The following is a 15396-nucleotide window of genomic DNA, read 5'->3' on the forward strand; positions in this document are numbered from 1 at the left end:
AGCGGTGGGCGGAGCGTCCCAACCATCAGTTAACAGTCGGATTAGTTCACGATTCCACGCGTTCGATCTGGACTTCGGGACAGGGCAACGGAGTTGATTCATCCAAATACCTGTATGAAATTGGCTCGATTACCAAAACAATGATCGGCCTGTTATTGGCAATCGGCGAGCAAGCGAATTACAAGGATGATGATTAAATCAGCGCTCTTGCATAGATAGTCATCATCTACGGCGGGCTGGCCGCAGGTATATTTGAAAACGGTGGACGTTGGATAGGCTTCTCTTTTCTATTAAAAAAGCGCAAAGAGCGCAAAGATGGCATTGCTGTAGGGATAGGCCACGGCGGCATCGAGGTATTGATAATAAGCGTCGGTATGGGCATACTGCATTCGAGCGTATCCCTGCGATATTTATAAATTGCATCTCTCCACGCCTCTCTGTATCACTCTAAAAAGGCGAATTTTAAGGGCACCCAAATTGGGTGCCCTTAGATTCGCAGTGATCCTCGAATACAGCCTCGATCACCCACGGAACTTTGTTAGCTAACTTGATCAATTACTGCGTCTTTTGCGGCGGTTCTCCACCACCTGCTGGTGGCATTCCACCTCTGCCTCCGCCCTGTCCTCGATTGCCGCCGGGACCTCCCATCCCGCTTCTTGCCGCGGTCACACCCGATTCGGACAACCAGGTTATGACACTCGAGGTTGTAAAATCAACCACCTTCGTCCCCCCTTGGTACTTGCCGCCGTCATAGAGACCGTTCACTTGACTACCAGTCGACGTTCCTCCCGAGCTAAGCGTATATGAAGCATCCTTCTTGATTGTCGGGGAGCTGACGAACAAAGACTGATAGCTTTTCGGTGGAGTAAATGTTAGAACCGTATTGCCATCGCTATCTTCCAGATGAACCATAGCGCCTGCTTGCTGCGCTTTCGAGTAGGTCATCAGAACGCCTGGCTGTGTCGATTGCTCGGATGTAGCTTGCGCCATGCCGGAGCTGCCTGCGGCAACCAGGAATCCACCCGTCATTACGAATGTCCCGTCGTAATCCAAGGGGCCATTGCCGTTCTCAGTTGGACCGTTAACGATAACGGTACCGCCGGTCATTGCAATCGAACCGTTCGAATCTAAACCATCGCCTTTCGAATCGACAGTAAGATTCCCTCCGCTAATCGTAAGTTTGTTGCTTGAAGCCGCGCCGGATTGATTTCCACCAGGTCCAGCAGGCCCACCTCCACCAGCGGCTTCGGCATCTCCCGATGAGATATTCACGCCGTCATCACTCGAGACAACACTTGTTTTACCGTCTGAGATCACGACCGTAGGGGCTTCGATCCCTTCATTGCTTTTGGCAATATCAATCGTACCTCCCGCGATAGCGATCGAGACCTCCGCGTTAATCCCATCGTCGCCGGCATTAATATGCATATCTCCCCCATTTATGTGAAGACCGCCGCTGCTATGCAAGGCATCTTCGCCGGAATTGATGTTGAACGAACCGCCGGCAATGTCAATGTAACCTTCGGAACCCTCTGTATCCTTCGTTGTTTTGATTCCGTGTCCGCCAGCTTCGATGGTCACACTGCCTTCTTGGACAGCCACTAAATCGCGCCCCATAAGTGCATCGTCAATAGCATGAATATCAAGCGTTCCTCCGGTTATTTTCAGCTTATCCTTACTGGTAATACCATTGTTGTAATTTCCTTGAACGACGAGCTTTCCGGCACCATTGATCGTAAGATCGTCTTTGCTGAAGATAGCCGAATTGGGTTCGTCTGTTGACGCATCCGGGTAGACGTAAGTTTTTCCGTCTGAGACCAGGTTATTTGTTCCCTCTTGCAACGAGATAATTGTCTTCCCTGCTTCTTCGACGAAGATAGCCGAGGTACTGTTGTTATAAATCTCCGCTCCGTTCAATACCAAACGAACGGTTCCTTTATCCTTTACGTCGATCGCGATTTGACCGTTATCCAGTTTCCCGCTCACCACATAGGTTCCAGCCGCTGTGATCGAAACCGTACTTTCCTTCACCTCTGCCCCTGAACCGTTAATGCTTGCACCGGTACCATTCAGCTTGATTTCGGTCGGATTCGACGAGCTCCAATCCGTGTACTTGTCATCATCAGCATACTCGACCTTCTGGATTAGATCGGTACTGGCTGCTTTCGTACTTGACGCTGATGCTGTCGAAGAAGCCTCCGCATTGGAATTTGTTGTGGCGGTTTGATCGCTGCATGCTGATGCTATAACAGCACATAATAGAACTACACCGGCTTGTTTTGTTATTAAAAGTTTTTTCATATCTCATCTACCTCTCTAATTTTAGTATTCTGATACGGTTGGACTCATCGTTAGGGTAATATCCAAGTTTCCATTCCTGCACCTGACGGCATCGAGGAATTCTTTCTGGTTCGTGAGATGATCGATGGTAACCAGATATACAAGCTCATACAAACTGCCCAGTTCGGTGGTTCTGACCTTTCTCAACTCATAATCAATCTTGAATGTCTTGAAGATCTCATCAAAAGCTTCCTCGTACCCCAGATTTTCCGGGATTGTTACTTTCAGCATTTTCTGCGAGGATCTTTTTGCTCCAAATTTGATAGCTTTCAGGAAGAACATTAATAAGCAAAGAGCTATTGTGAACAGCACCGCGTAACCGAATGAACCGACACCACATGCAAGTCCAGCCGCCATCGTAAACAAGACGAACGCGATATCCTTCGGATCTCCAGGAGCGCTTCTGAACCGAATAATGGAGAAGGCTCCGGCAAGACTAAAGGCTCTAGCTATGTTGCTGCCGATCAACAGGATGATAACCGCTATGATCGCAGGCAATACAATCATCGTCAAAGTGAAGCTCTGATTATACATAGGTTGAGTTTTCATATAAGTGAAGCTGATAATCGCACCTAGTGCGAAAGAAATCAAGATAGTTAACAACGCATTGACTAAGGTTAAATCCGAACTTACCTGAGCCGAAGCCAAAATGGATTCTATCATAATTGAATTCTCTCCCCCGCTAATCTTTCATTTCGCATTTTTTTGTATTCATTACCGTACTTGGAGAAGCTTGTTCGAAACATTTGGTGTTCAGACAGCATTTTCGATAGCCAGAGGGGCACCGTTTTCTCCGCCTTCACTTCCATTAACCATTGCCCGCGGCTGATCAGCGATTCTCCTTGATCCCCATTTTCAAGCTTGAGGTCATACCGCCTAGATCGGATATTCGTATCAAAAGTAATCCGCAGATCCCGGTTATTTTTGCAAAACATCGCAATTCGGTCATAAGCCAGATACACTTTGGGCTGCAGGTCATATCTTTGAAGGAAGTATTTGATTTCCTGGATGACTTGCTTGTTCATATAAGCCTTGAATTCCGGCTCAACACCAGAGCGGACAAAATCATAAGCCTCGTTCAGCATTAGCGCCGTCCTTCTTTTGTTCACTAAACCGAATACCTTCTTCTTAAGCTCCAAGTACACCTTGCCATCTTCTTCAGGAATGCCGTAGGCTCTTATTCGGAGTTTCTCCCTGTATTTTGGCTTCGCCAAGCTGTTCCTGATTAAAGAATCATGTTCGGTATCGTAATACATGTTGCTTATCGAATAGAACTTATCATTCTTGTTGTATTCATCGAGCTCCATATATTCAAGCAATCGGTTATATATAACGTAAAAGGCTTTGCTATCCATCAGATATTTATTTTCATATCGGTTGAACACTTCGATCGCCATTGGGATGCTCCCCTTTCTCCTTTGCGAGTGCTTGCTGCTTCATGTCTGTATATTAGCCCTCGAACCTTTAGTGAAACTTAAATGATGGATTTCATGTAAATTTTTTATTAAGCTCTAGACAAGTGTTAAGATTAAGTTTGATTAAAGGTTCGATCCCTATAATGAAGTCATGCAGCGTGGCTTTACCAAACTGACACAAAAAGGGGAAGCAATCATGAGAATTTTAATTGTAGAAGATGAGGTTCATTTAGCGGAGGCTTTAACCCAAATTTTAAAAAAACACAATTACTCCGTCGACGCTGTCCATGATGGCCAATCTGGACTGGATAATGCATTAAGCGGCATATATGATCTGTTATTGCTCGACATTATGTTGCCTGAGATGGACGGCATCACCTTATTGAAGACGATTCGCAACAAAGGGATTTCGACTCCCGTTATCCTGCTTACAGCCAGAGGGGAAATATCCGATAAGATTTCAGGTCTGGATTACGGCGCTGACGACTATGTTGCCAAACCGTTCTCGACCGAGGAGCTGCTCGCGAGAATTAGAGCGGCTTTAAGGCGCAAAGGCGAGGTCATGCCCGAAGATGCGTTAAAGTTCGGAGATATCGAATTGAATACGGGGAATCTCAAGCTTACGTGCAAAGGAAAGGAACTCAAGCTGATTTTAAAAGAAAGCGAATTGCTGGAGCTGCTAATGTCGAGGAAGCTTTCGGTAACATCGAAAGAACAGATCATCGAAAAGCTCTGGGGCTTCGATTCCGAGGTTGAACATAACAACGTGGAAGTCTACATCTCTTTTTTGAGGAAAAAAATTGCTTTTCTGAATTCATCGGTCCGAATAAACACCATTAGAGGCGTAGGCTATGTTTTGGAGGTGACCACCTAATGTTCAGCAAGCTTCGCAATCGATTTCTTATCGCTAACCTGGTCATCATCTCCTTCATCATGCTCTTGGCCTTTGCTTCCATTTATACGATTACCTATCAGAACGTACGGCGCGATATCGATATGGAGCTGCATAAAGTATCCGACTTCTACCTCAAGCCTGGCGGAAAAAAGGGAGAGCCGCGACCAGATGGGGATCATCCTCCACAAGAGTCCAAGGTAAATGCCGACCTGTCGCCGGAACGCTCAGTCTCTTTCTTATTGCAAACAGACGCACAGTGGAAGATCACAGCCACCAAATCCCGATTTGACATGGACACCGAGTTCTACGACCTGGCGATAAAGAAAGCCGCCTCCAATAACTCGGATGACGGCCAATTTAAACTAGATGGCAATTCATGGGCTTATATCGTGCAAAAAAATGCCACAGGGTATTCCGTTGTATACCTTGACGTCACTGCTCGGCAGAACATCCTTACGAATCTCGTGTATACGTTCTCTGTCGTGGGATTGATTATGCTCATTGTCATCTACTTTACGAGCCGATTTTTCGCGAACCGCTCCATCGCTCCTGTCAGAGAAGCCTTCAATAAACAGAAGCAATTTATCGCCGACGCTTCCCATGAATTGAAAACGCCATTAGCCGTCATTAACACCAATGCGGACGTTCTCTTATCCAATAGCGAAGATACGATTCACAATCAATCGAAGTGGTTGCACCATATCAAATCGGAAACGGAAAGAATGAAGACGCTGACCAACGATCTCCTATACCTAACCGAAATGGATGACTCCAGAGCAAGAATGATCTTCACGAACTTCAACGTGAGCGAATCCGTTGAAAGCGTCATTCTAACGATGGAAGCCGTTATGTTCGAGAAAAATATTTCATTAAATTACGAGATTGAACCTAACTTGCCCCTTCACGGCAACAGCGAGCAAATCAAGCAGGTGGTCATGATTCTCTTGGATAATGCCATCAAATACACCAATCCTAAAGGATCTATCTCGCTCACCTTAAAGAAGCGTCATAACGATATTATGCTAAAGGTGACCAATACAGGCGAAGGCATCCCACTAGAGCATCTAGAAAGAATCTTCGACCGCTTCTTCCGCGCTGATTCATCTCGTTCACGCAAGCATGGCGGATATGGCCTGGGACTCGCTATAGCCAAATCAATTGTCGAACAGCATAAAGGAAAGATTTACGCGAAAAGCGTGCTGAATGAGACTACTTCGTTTTATGTTCAGTTTCCCTAGGCTTGCAGCTAACACAAAAAATGCCCCTCCACATAAGATTGACGATACACGGGCCCCGCTCCCTAACTTTTGAATAAATCAGACCAAAAAAGCGTCAAAGACACACAATTGTTCTTCGACGCTTCAATTATATACACCTCGGTCAATAGCTTGCGCTGTTGACCATCGCTAGGGCGAAATTTTCAGAATTTGCTGGATAATCGGCGTAATTCCACTTACCATAAACTCAATGGCAATCACCATAACAATTAGTCCCATTAAACGCATTAGCACATTATTGCCTGTTGGCCCAATCAATTGATAAATTTTAGCTGAGTTAACAAGGACAATGTAAGTAAGCATAAGTACAACCGCCATCACAACTATTAATATAATCTTCTCCATCAAATTTGTCGTAGATTCCATAAGAACAATTCCATTAGTAATTGCCCCAGGACCACAAATCATTGGAATAGCCAATGGAGTAATGGAAATATCATTTACATATGTATCGACATCCGCTTTATCAACCTTTGTACGAACAAGTCGTGCCTGAAGCATATCCTGTCCCATTAAAATGAAAATAACCCCACCGACAATCTTTAAACTGTTAATTGAAATGTTGAAAAAGTGAAATACCCATTCGCCAGTAGTTGAAAATATGAGCAATATAAAAAATGAAACAATTACTGCTTTACGAGCAGTGTGGACTTTCTTCTGTGATTCAAGATCGGCTGTCATCGACATAAAGATTGGCATAATGGCAAGTGGATTAATGAGTGTAAAGAATGAAGTGAGGCTCAGCAATAAAAATGATGTGTACATTTCCATGTAGTATCTCCTAGTTGTATGTTCTGTTTCCTTGTCCAGTTTTTAATAGTTCTCAATCCGTATCGGTAGTGTCCTTTTCCAAAGAATGAATTTCCTGCTTAATGGCATCCATTCTTTTGGTTCCGCAATCATACATCACATATGATTTAATGCTCAATTCGATATGCACCCTAAATCTTTCATCAAAAACTTGCCGTCATTTGTGATAAGGTTCCCCCCGATTTATCCGCATCGCGCGATAAATCTGCTCCACCAGCACCAGCCGCATCAGCTGGTGCGGCAGCGTCATGCGGCCAAAAGACAGCCGCATATCCGCACGGCGCAGCAGCTCGCTCGATAGCCCCAGCGAGCCGCCGATCACGAAGGCCACCTGGCTCCGCCCATAGGTGGCCAACTTGTCGAGCGAGCCTGCCAGCTGCTCGCTCGACCACATCTCGCCGTCGATGGCCAGCGCCACGACGTACACGTCCGCAGCGAGCTTGGCTAATAGCCTCTCGCCTTCCTTCACACGCACCTGCTGCTCCTCAGCAGGGCTCATGTTCTCCGGTGCCTTCTCATCCGGCACCTCAATCATCTGCACCTTGGCATACGGCCCAAGGCGCTTAACATACTCCGCTATCCCGTCCACGAGATAGCGCTCCTTCAATTTCCCTACGGTTAATATCTGTAAATGCATAACCGACAATCTCCCCTCATTTGCTCCATTGGATAAAATACAATCAAATCGAGCTCATTCACCCTATTTCCACGCTTTCATTGGAGTTAATCCAACAGAATGCTCCAAAAACAGCTCCTCTGAGCTAGTTTCCACATATTCCACTGTATAAATCCAATGGAACTAACCCCAACCGCGGATGTCAGGAGACTTCATTGGATCTAATCCAATCAAACTCGTCCAGTTCGTGTTGATCGACCCGCTCCCAATCCAAACAAAAAAGGAAGGCCTCCGCCTTCCTCATACAACTAGAAATCGCGCTAACTCCTTGCAGTGTTCGCAGTGCGTCGGTGGCTCCCAACTAGCAAAGTGGGTCTTCTGCAGATCCACAATGTCCGGAGCTTCCTCATACTCATCAACAAACTCATCAATCGCGATTTCCACATGATCTTTACAAACTACATGCATGCAAGTACCTCTCATCCGCAATGTTTCTATCCACGCATATCTTGTATCTCTTCAAATATCACTTATCTTTCATCTTTTTCATCTTTTATCTTTCATCACTTATCCATCGCTTCAACCAAAGTAACCACCGCATTCAGCTTCTTACCGCCGCGGTAGTACACCACGTTGACCTTATCGCCAATCTTCTTCTCGTTATACAAATATTTCCGCAGCGAGATCGTACTGTCAATCTTGCGGTCATCCAACTGGACAATGACATCCTGAGCTTTGAGGCCCGCTTCTTTGGCAGGTCCCGACACATCGAAGACGATAACTCCAGTCTTAACATCCGTAGGGAGCTTTAATACATCCGTCCCTTTAAAAGCTTGCAGTTCCTGCGTCGAAACACCCATCAACGGTCTTTTCACCTTATGATCCTTGATCAAGCTCTCAATAATCGGCTTCACACTATTAATAGGAATGGCAAAACCTAACCCTTCCACGCCCGTATCTGATATCTTCATGGAATTGATTCCGATAACCTTGCCCTCGATGTTCACCAGAGGTCCGCCGCTGTTCCCTTGGTTGATAGCCGCATCCGTTTGGATAACATCCATCTCCCAGTCGTAATCCGTGCCTTCACGTGTCAGCGAAACCGGTATCGTTCGTTTTGGCGAAGAAATGATACCTTGGGTAACGGTCGGCGAGAATCCAAGTCCAAGCGGGTTGCCTACCGCAATCGCCATCTCTCCTGCTCGCAGCGTTTCAGAATCACCGAATTCAGCAAGCACTTTAATGTCTTTCCCATCCGCTTCCAACACAGCCAGGTCTGTAATCCGATCGCGACCGATTAGGGTTGCTTTGCGATGCTCACCTTGAAAATTAACGATTTCGAACTGGTTCCCGTTCTCAACAACGTGACTATTCGTCACAATTCGAATTTTATCACCATTCCGTGCGAAAATAACACCCGACCCAATCCCCAGTCCGGTCTCTTGCCCTTTATCATCCTTCTTCGAGGAAATAACGCTGACCACAGCAGGCTTTATTTTCTCCGTTGCCGCTACAACAGAATCGTTGCTATTCATCGGATGCACCTCGGCTTTTGCCGCAGAAGCTGGTATAGCTAGCGCTGCCCCAGATGAGTCACTTTTCCCGAAGCCGCCAAATACCCCGACCAGCAAAAGCATGGCTAGCGCTCCGCCTACTCCAGCAATGAGGGCCACATTCCGTCTGCGTCCCGCGAAGCTAGTGAATGCCCCTGTCCCTTTGGGACGCCAAGAATCCTGACGCTGCCTGGACCTTTTGGTAGAATAAAAATCATCATCAAACAAACTCATATCGGGTCCCTCCTCGCTGATAGGGGTTAAGCTATGCCGCTCTCGCCTTGGATCATTTATTGTTATCTTTAATTGTTTTTCGATCTAATCTTGGATTGTTCTATTTTTATCTTTGGATTGTTTTTCGACTTCGCCTTGAATTGTCTTCGATCTTGCCTTTGCTTTTCGATCTCGCCTTGAATTGTTATTTTTCAAATAATAGGAATGTTTCGTTCACTTCTTGCCTACAATAATAGTAAACCAAATCTCTTAACGAAATACTAGAGTTAACTGAAATTTTAAATCATACAAATAAAGGAGAATGCTCAGAATGAACCGTATTCCTTCCCATTTTGATGAAATTAACATGATTGGTAAGCTCGCTGACCTTAAAGATAGTCACTACCACCAGTCACTCGTCCTCTCATCTCTCATTCAAGTTCTGATCGATAAGGGTCTCATCACTGCGCAAGAAATCCAGCTCAAATCCAAAGAGCTCGACGCTGCGCTTACTCCGAATCCAATACATCCCATTTCGTAGAGCGGTCAAAATATGTATCCATCAGCCGCAGCTGTTTAGCTTCAGGGGCACGCTCTTGTACTATGTTATTCAACGTTAGCCTGGCCAAATCCATTAAATTATGATCACGGCTTAAATGCGCCATATAGACAGACTTCGTCTTGTTCGTCAACACGTCACAGAGCGCTTCCCCTGCAGCTTCATTGGATAAATGACCCTTGTCCCCAAGGATACGACGCTTAATACTCCATGGATAATGCCCCACGCGCAGCATGTCCACATCGTGATTCGTCTCGAGTACCAAGCTATCTGAATCCGTAATCTTTTCTTTGACTTTCTCACTCATGTATCCCAAGTCCGTTACAACACTTAACTTCTGTTCCCCTTCATAAAAGCAGTACCCCACCGGCTCCGCTGCATCATGTGATATTCCGAATGATTCAACACGAAGCGTACCGAATTCCTCGATACCTCCGGTTTCCATCACCTTCTTGTTGCCTTCCGCGATCACACCGATTTGACGGTCCAGCTCTTCCCAAGTCTTCTCATTCGCATAGATAGGCAAATCATATTTGCGAGCCAGCGCTCCCAGCCCTTTAATATGATCCGAATGCTCGTGTGTGACCAGAATGGCATCAATACTGCTCGCCTCGAGCTCACGTTCCTTCATTAACAGCTCCATCTTCTTGGCGCTAAATCCCACATCAATCAGCAGCTTGATTTCACCATTGTCAACCACCGTCGCATTACCCGTCGAACCGCTCGACAGTACCGTAAACCTCATACCCATCTTCCCTACTCCTCTATGCCTACATGTCATCCATCTAGCCGTCCATTGTTGACTATCACACTTGCCTACTTCTTATCCTTGCTCTTGTCCCCGCTATTTTCAGGGTTCTCCGTTGTTTTCGCACCATCCACTTGCGTACCAAATGGAGCTAGTTCAGACCCTTTCTGCGGAGACTCAACTGCTCCATTGAAAGCTTGTAAATAATAAATATCTCCGTTATCGATCGTAATCCGCCAATGTGGAAACATCGGTTGCGTTTCTGAGTTATACGGCTGTCCGTGATACCCCAGTCTGACTTCCGTAATAATAGCGCCGTCATTCAAATAATTGTCCACTAAGCTGCGAACAGCTAACTGGGCAGGGATCAGCTTCTGCTCCGTCTGTTCTACTCCTGATTCTACTTCAACGTAAGCTTGACGGTAACTGGTAATTTCTCCATTTTGTTCATTCAGCTCCACCCAAACGTCGAAGAGCGGAAGCTTGCCATATAGCTGTGTGAACACATAGACACCATTTTTTCTCATCGAATCCAATTGGTACAGACCAAAGTGTGGAATCTCCGATTGCGCTTGAATTTCTTTACTAGCCCCTTTACCAAGGAGAAGGCTCATGTTAATGGGTGTTTTCAATGTTTTCTGCTCACCTGGCTTTATACTATCGTCGTACTTCACCGTGATGACCTTCAACTTCAGTTGATCCGTCGGTAACTCATCCATTAGCCGTATATTTTTATTTCGGAGCGCGTTATTCAGCTCTTCTACAGTACTTGATGTATCCAAAGCGATTTCCGTCTGATTGGAACGATTGGTGGACCAAAGTTGGAAACCAAGAATCATATTCAACATCAAAAAGGAACAAATCAAAATCGTTTTAGCCCGACTCCAATTCATGATCTCACCAACCTTTCCTCAGAAATGGAACCTGTTTACTCCACAAAATCGTATGTGCCATCACGCAGTTCAATAGCCCATGTTGCCGTCAATACAAGCGTCTTATCCGTTATTACCGGACGATATGCTGGGAAAATAGTAACAATACTGGATCGCTTCTGATAATACTGCAGCCTTTCTTCCAAAGCATCACCGGACATGATTTCAAAATCACGACGCTGTACTGTCTTCAGATCGGGAATAATCATCGACCTCTCGAATCCAGAAATAATTCCCTTCTGAACTTGCATTTTCATGGAACCATAGCCCTCAGCCTGCGGCGTAATAATCGGCAAAGATTCATAGTACTGTCGGAACGTGAACGAGTGATTATCGATTAATTGCTTCTGTGGCGTGTGAGAAACTATATATTTCCCATCCCAACCGATATGCTGATTAATAAATTTGATACCCGCCTGCAAGTCTTCCAATACCTCTGTTTTACTTTCTACTGGCGCTACAGGATCCGAATACGTGACCCACCGCAGATCTCGATTTAGCTGAAAACCGCGCTTGCTGTCCGTATAAATTTCAGAACCGTCGCGCTCTTTGAGATACCTAGTAATACCTGGATCAACGAACAGGCTTTGTTTTAATTGATCTGCCGTCAACAAGCTATAACTAAATATATAGTTCGGCAGTCGAAGCGGCTTTATTGGGAGATAGTAATCCCCGCTGTTTGTCGTTTTGTATAGGTTCGTGAGGTCACCAAATGCCGCGAAATTTTCCACATCTTTACTGGTAAAATCGGCCCCGATGACTTCATACCCAACGCCCGGGGAATCCGTAAAGAAGAAGGCACGAACATCCTCGTTATTGCCCTTAGAGTAAATCCATATCCGTGTGATTTTATCATTATCAATCGGCATTTCGCCTTCAATACGAAGCAGCTGCTGAAGAATCGTAAAAGGGATGCCGTCGCGGAATCGAATCTCAACCCCTTGCTGTTTCGTTCGAACTTCTTCCCAGTTCACATTGACCAAATACATCGACGTTTTGCGAAAGCCTTTAAAACTTCGCTGCTTAATATTTTCGAGCAGTCTTGTATAGTAGTAATTGTTTGGATACAGAACAGAGTGCTGCTGATTGCCTAAGTGAACGATGATTTGATCAGGGAACAGCATGTCATGCAGCTCCGATTGCTTCCCTAATGTCTCCGTCTGAACATAATTACTTTGTTGTATAGGCTCAATCTTCGGCGGGGTGTAAGAAGCTAGATAGAAGCTTTGGTACAAGCTCGTCCCAATCAGGACAACAAGAAGGATGGATTTCAGACTCTCGATCATAGCTCATCTTCCTCCTCTTGCTGAATCGGCAGTGTGAATACAACACGAGTTCCTTGTCCCAGTTCCGACTCCAAAATGATCGAACCGCCATGTGCTTTTACTATTTCCCGGGCAATTGAAAGACCTAACCCCGTACCGCCCATATTGCGGGAACGCGCTTTATCCACACGGTAGAATCGGTCAAAAATGCGGGACAGATCTTTCTTCGGGATGCCAATTCCGTTATCCTGAACCGAAATTTCCAGAACATCCTTCTCGATCTTCCTCGCTTCAAGCTGAATGGCCCCTTCATCACCCGTATACTTAATTGCATTCGACACGAGATTGTCGAGTACTTGATCAATTTTATCCCGATCGAGCAGTAAGCTGGTTACGCCCTGCTCCACATGAATTAGAATTTGAATCTTACGCTGCTGCAGCTGGAAGGAGAAGCGGTCGGCCACCTCCTCCAGCATCTCGCTCACAAGCGTCGAGGATTTACTCATCATCGATTGCTTGGAATCAAGCCTCGATAGATGCAAGAGATCCGTCACTAAGCGGATCATCCTCTCCGTCTCGCTGCGCGTAACGCTGATGAAGCGTGAAGCCAGCTGCGGCTCCTCGATTGCGCCATCATCTAGCGCTTCCAGATAGCTCTTGATCGTCGTCAGCGGCGTACGCAGCTCATGTGATACGTTCGCTACGAATTCGCGCCTCGCCTGCTCCAGCTTCTCCTGATCCGTTACGTCCTGCAGCACCGCAATAATCCCATTTTGTCCTTCACCTCTTCGGTGAATCGGCGTGAATGTGATACGTACGGATAACTGCTCATCGTCATCGGGGAGATGAATATCCAGCAGCGTCGTACTAACATGACCTTGGAGGAAACCGCGAATCGTATCCATCGGAATGCCAAGCACCTCAGATATGTCCAGACCGAGAGTCGTCTCCTCTTCCGTTTGCAGAATTTGCTTCGCCCTGCGGTTAAGCACGATGACATGGCCTCTATCGTCCGTGGCAATAATCCCGTCATTCATATTCGTTAAGATCGAAGCGAGCTTCTCCTTCTCTTCTTCATTCAGCGAGAGCGCTTCTTTGAGCCTATTCATCATAAAATTAAATGTATGACCGAGCTGCCCAATCTCATCGGTCCCTTGAATAATAACCTGTTGATCAAAGTTGCCTTCTGCGACAGCCGTCGCCTGCTTCGTAATCTCTTTGATCGGATTCGTGATCGTACTAGTAAGGAGCACACCCAGAATAGCGGTTAACCCTAGAGCAATCAAGGTTCCCGAGATGAGAATGCGGTTAATCGATCGGATCGTTTTATAGACATCTTCCATCGAAGCGATAATGTATACCGCACCCAGGACACGGGCACCGCTGCCCACCGGTTTGGCGATAATGACCTTCCGATAACCATCCTCATCCGTGAAGATCCGTTGGTTATCCTTAATCCCCTGCAGCGCCCTGATGACTTCCGGCTGCGTGTTCTTCTGTTTCAAATGATTAGGAACCGATGTACTAATGACGTTCCCGTTCGCATCTATAATTTGAATTTCCGCATTATTAATAGAAAATAAATTGCTGACGAATTCGTTCAAATCCGCGTACGTCTTCTTGCCTTCAGCAGCGTTCTTGCTGTCCTGATCCCCTGTGAGGTACGATCCCACAAAACCGGCCAGCAGCGTTACCTGACTGTTGCGTGAAGCCAAAAAGTCATTCTTGAAATACGTCTCCACCGTCTTATAGAAATACACGCCAATGAGCTGCATCGCAATCAGAATAAGTAAGACATAAATAATAATCAGCTTCGCTTGAATCGATTGAAAGAAGCGGATGCCCTTCATGCTCAGAAGCCTCCGGCCTTAGGACTGCGCATTAAGTAGCCGAGGCCCCTGCGCGTCATTATATACTCCGGACGGCTCGGGTCCGTCTCCAGCTTCTCGCGTAAGCGCCGAATCGTTACATCGACTGTTCGTACGTCGCCGAAATATTCAAAGCCCCACACCGCCTGCAGCAGGTGCTCGCGTGTCATGACTTTGCCTGAATTTTTGGCCAAATACTGAATAAGCTCGAACTCCCGATGTGTCAAATCGAGCGGTGTGCCATCTTTATACACCATGTACATGTCGTTATCGATAAACAGGGCATGAATACGCATCCCATTCCGCTGCGTGTCTGACTCGCTTGGAGCCGACTGCGCTTTCGTCTGTCTGCGCAGGTGCGCCTTCACTCGGGCAAGCAGCTCCCTAGTACCGAATGGCTTGGTCACATAGTCGTCTGCGCCCATCTCTAGGCCAAGCACTTTATCCAGTTCTGTATCTTTGGCTGTGAGCATAATGATAGGAGTATTCAGCTTCGAGCGAACCTCTCGGCACACATCCATCCCATCCTTCACAGGCAGCATGAGATCCAGCAATATCAGATCCGGCTGCTCAGAGAAAGCAAGCTCTACAGCGCTTCCTCCGTCATACGCACAGATGACCTGGTAGCCCTCTTTTTCCAAATTAAATTTCAAAATATCTGCAATCGGTTGTTCGTCATCCACCACGAGAATTTTACCAAACAAACCTACCACCGCCTACTCAAGGATAAATGACTTCGTCCCACTGGGACGAGCATGTAAAGTCAGTCTATTTCCTGCATACTACCCTCTATTTTATCATACATTCAAGTGAGAAACCCTCTACCCGAGGCAAATTGAAACTTATTCTTTCTATTGTGGAAAAAAGAGACAAGGCCCCCCGAGTTGTTCGGTTTGACCTTGCCT

General features: G+C 46.2%; 15 protein-coding genes and 1 pseudogene. 4 read left to right on the plus strand and 12 right to left on the minus strand.

All coding sequences use genetic code 11. The annotated features are described in order from the left end of the window. Window positions 1-215 precede the first annotated feature (215 nt). Window positions 216-365, plus strand: a pseudogene (locus tag QFZ81_RS33975) (YhfC family glutamic-type intramembrane protease); the annotation flags it as partial. A gap of 190 nt (window positions 366-555) precedes the next feature. On the opposite strand, the gene QFZ81_RS33980 reads toward QFZ81_RS33975, so the two are convergent. From QFZ81_RS33980 to QFZ81_RS33990, 3 genes are read right to left on the minus strand one after another with little or no spacing between them, the layout of a single operon-like run. Then, window positions 556-2301, minus strand: coding sequence for a carbohydrate-binding domain-containing protein (locus QFZ81_RS33980; protein ID WP_307606286.1), 1746 nt, complete (start codon window positions 2299-2301; stop codon window positions 556-558). A 21-nt stretch (window positions 2302-2322) separates the two neighbouring features. After that, window positions 2323-3003 (minus strand): DUF4956 domain-containing protein, encoded by a 681-nt coding sequence (locus QFZ81_RS33985; RefSeq protein ID WP_307606288.1) that lies wholly within the window; start codon window positions 3001-3003, stop codon window positions 2323-2325. Further along, complete coding sequence (locus tag QFZ81_RS33990; protein ID WP_307606290.1) at window positions 3000-3737, minus strand: polyphosphate polymerase domain-containing protein; 738 nt, start codon at window positions 3735-3737, stop codon at window positions 3000-3002. Before QFZ81_RS33990 ends, QFZ81_RS33985 begins: the two co-directional genes overlap by 4 nt. Before the next feature lie 214 nt (window positions 3738-3951). Between QFZ81_RS33990 and QFZ81_RS33995 the strand changes: the two genes are divergently transcribed. Both QFZ81_RS33995 and QFZ81_RS34000 read left to right on the plus strand, forming a co-directional pair. Then, window positions 3952-4629, plus strand: a complete 678-nt coding sequence (locus QFZ81_RS33995; protein ID WP_307436960.1) for a response regulator transcription factor — start codon at window positions 3952-3954, stop codon at window positions 4627-4629. Next, window positions 4629-5888 carry a sensor histidine kinase gene (locus tag QFZ81_RS34000; RefSeq protein WP_307606292.1) on the plus strand — a complete coding sequence of 420 codons (1260 nt, stop codon included), beginning with the start codon at window positions 4629-4631 and terminating at the stop codon, window positions 5886-5888. The genes QFZ81_RS33995 and QFZ81_RS34000 overlap by 1 nt, the downstream gene beginning before the upstream one ends. A gap of 168 nt (window positions 5889-6056) precedes the next feature. On the opposite strand, the gene QFZ81_RS34005 is transcribed toward QFZ81_RS34000, so the two are convergent. The 4 genes from QFZ81_RS34005 to QFZ81_RS34020 all read right to left on the minus strand — a co-directional run bounded on the left by QFZ81_RS34005 (window position 6057) and on the right by QFZ81_RS34020 (window position 9140). Beyond that, window positions 6057-6698, minus strand: coding sequence for a MarC family protein (locus QFZ81_RS34005; RefSeq protein ID WP_307606293.1), 642 nt, complete (start codon window positions 6696-6698; stop codon window positions 6057-6059). Window positions 6699-6894: 196 nt separating this feature from the next. Next, window positions 6895-7374 carry a 23S rRNA (pseudouridine(1915)-N(3))-methyltransferase RlmH gene (gene rlmH, locus QFZ81_RS34010; protein ID WP_307436950.1) on the minus strand — a complete coding sequence of 160 codons (480 nt, stop codon included), beginning with the start codon at window positions 7372-7374 and terminating at the stop codon, window positions 6895-6897. A gap of 279 nt (window positions 7375-7653) precedes the next feature. After that, window positions 7654-7821 (minus strand): CxxH/CxxC protein, encoded by a 168-nt coding sequence (locus QFZ81_RS34015; RefSeq protein ID WP_063860151.1) that lies wholly within the window; start codon window positions 7819-7821, stop codon window positions 7654-7656. A 95-nt stretch (window positions 7822-7916) separates the two neighbouring features. After that, window positions 7917-9140: a S1C family serine protease gene (locus tag QFZ81_RS34020; RefSeq protein ID WP_307436942.1), complete on the minus strand. Its 1224-nt coding sequence runs from the start codon at window positions 9138-9140 to the stop codon at window positions 7917-7919. A gap of 310 nt (window positions 9141-9450) precedes the next feature. Between QFZ81_RS34020 and QFZ81_RS34025 the strand changes: the two genes are divergently transcribed. Continuing rightward, entirely contained in the window at window positions 9451-9660 is a 210-nt protein-coding gene (locus QFZ81_RS34025; protein WP_029196124.1) for a hypothetical protein, read from the plus strand. Here QFZ81_RS34025 and QFZ81_RS34030 read toward each other — a convergent pair. From QFZ81_RS34030 to yycF, 5 genes are all read right to left on the minus strand, one after another. Further along, window positions 9629-10429, minus strand: coding sequence for an MBL fold metallo-hydrolase (locus QFZ81_RS34030; RefSeq protein ID WP_307436938.1), 801 nt, complete (start codon window positions 10427-10429; stop codon window positions 9629-9631). The two genes, QFZ81_RS34025 and QFZ81_RS34030, sit on opposite strands and share 32 nt — an antisense overlap. A 65-nt stretch (window positions 10430-10494) precedes the next feature. After that, entirely contained in the window at window positions 10495-11319 is an 825-nt protein-coding gene (gene yycI, locus QFZ81_RS34035) for a two-component system regulatory protein YycI (RefSeq protein ID WP_307606295.1), read from the minus strand. A 35-nt stretch (window positions 11320-11354) separates the two neighbouring features. Then, complete coding sequence (locus tag QFZ81_RS34040; RefSeq protein WP_307606297.1) at window positions 11355-12644, minus strand: YycH family regulatory protein; 1290 nt, start codon at window positions 12642-12644, stop codon at window positions 11355-11357. Beyond that, window positions 12641-14473, minus strand: a complete 1833-nt coding sequence (gene walK / locus QFZ81_RS34045; protein ID WP_307436928.1) for a cell wall metabolism sensor histidine kinase WalK — start codon at window positions 14471-14473, stop codon at window positions 12641-12643. Before walK ends, QFZ81_RS34040 begins: the two co-directional genes overlap by 4 nt. A gap of 2 nt (window positions 14474-14475) precedes the next feature. Next, entirely contained in the window at window positions 14476-15195 is a 720-nt protein-coding gene (gene yycF / locus QFZ81_RS34050) for a response regulator YycF (protein ID WP_029196128.1), read from the minus strand. Window positions 15196-15396 lie beyond the last annotated feature (201 nt).

The sequence above is a fragment of the Paenibacillus sp. V4I9 genome (assembly GCF_030817295.1).
Classification (GTDB): domain Bacteria; phylum Bacillota; class Bacilli; order Paenibacillales; family NBRC-103111; genus Paenibacillus_E.

What these genes read in the sequence shown, in the direction of transcription:
- QFZ81_RS33980 (WP_307606286.1), bottom strand. Translation starts at nt 2,301, where the DNA reads ATGAAAAAACTTTTAATAACAAAACAAGCCGGTGTAGTTCTATTATGT.
- QFZ81_RS33985 (WP_307606288.1), bottom strand. Translation starts at nt 3,003, where the DNA reads ATGATAGAATCCATTTTGGCTTCGGCTCAGGTAAGTTCGGATTTAACC.
- QFZ81_RS33990 (WP_307606290.1), bottom strand. Translation starts at nt 3,737, where the DNA reads ATGGCGATCGAAGTGTTCAACCGATATGAAAATAAATATCTGATGGAT.
- QFZ81_RS33995 (WP_307436960.1), top strand. Translation starts at nt 3,952, where the DNA reads ATGAGAATTTTAATTGTAGAAGATGAGGTTCATTTAGCGGAGGCTTTA.
- QFZ81_RS34000 (WP_307606292.1), top strand. Translation starts at nt 4,629, where the DNA reads ATGTTCAGCAAGCTTCGCAATCGATTTCTTATCGCTAACCTGGTCATC.
- QFZ81_RS34005 (WP_307606293.1), bottom strand. Translation starts at nt 6,698, where the DNA reads ATGGAAATGTACACATCATTTTTATTGCTGAGCCTCACTTCATTCTTT.
- rlmH (WP_307436950.1), bottom strand. Translation starts at nt 7,374, where the DNA reads ATGCATTTACAGATATTAACCGTAGGGAAATTGAAGGAGCGCTATCTC.
- QFZ81_RS34015 (WP_063860151.1), bottom strand. Translation starts at nt 7,821, where the DNA reads ATGCATGTAGTTTGTAAAGATCATGTGGAAATCGCGATTGATGAGTTT.
- QFZ81_RS34020 (WP_307436942.1), bottom strand. Translation starts at nt 9,140, where the DNA reads ATGAGTTTGTTTGATGATGATTTTTATTCTACCAAAAGGTCCAGGCAG.
- QFZ81_RS34025 (WP_029196124.1), top strand. Translation starts at nt 9,451, where the DNA reads ATGAACCGTATTCCTTCCCATTTTGATGAAATTAACATGATTGGTAAG.
- QFZ81_RS34030 (WP_307436938.1), bottom strand. Translation starts at nt 10,429, where the DNA reads ATGGGTATGAGGTTTACGGTACTGTCGAGCGGTTCGACGGGTAATGCG.
- yycI (WP_307606295.1), bottom strand. Translation starts at nt 11,319, where the DNA reads ATGAATTGGAGTCGGGCTAAAACGATTTTGATTTGTTCCTTTTTGATG.
- QFZ81_RS34040 (WP_307606297.1), bottom strand. Translation starts at nt 12,644, where the DNA reads ATGATCGAGAGTCTGAAATCCATCCTTCTTGTTGTCCTGATTGGGACG.
- walK (WP_307436928.1), bottom strand. Translation starts at nt 14,473, where the DNA reads ATGAAGGGCATCCGCTTCTTTCAATCGATTCAAGCGAAGCTGATTATT.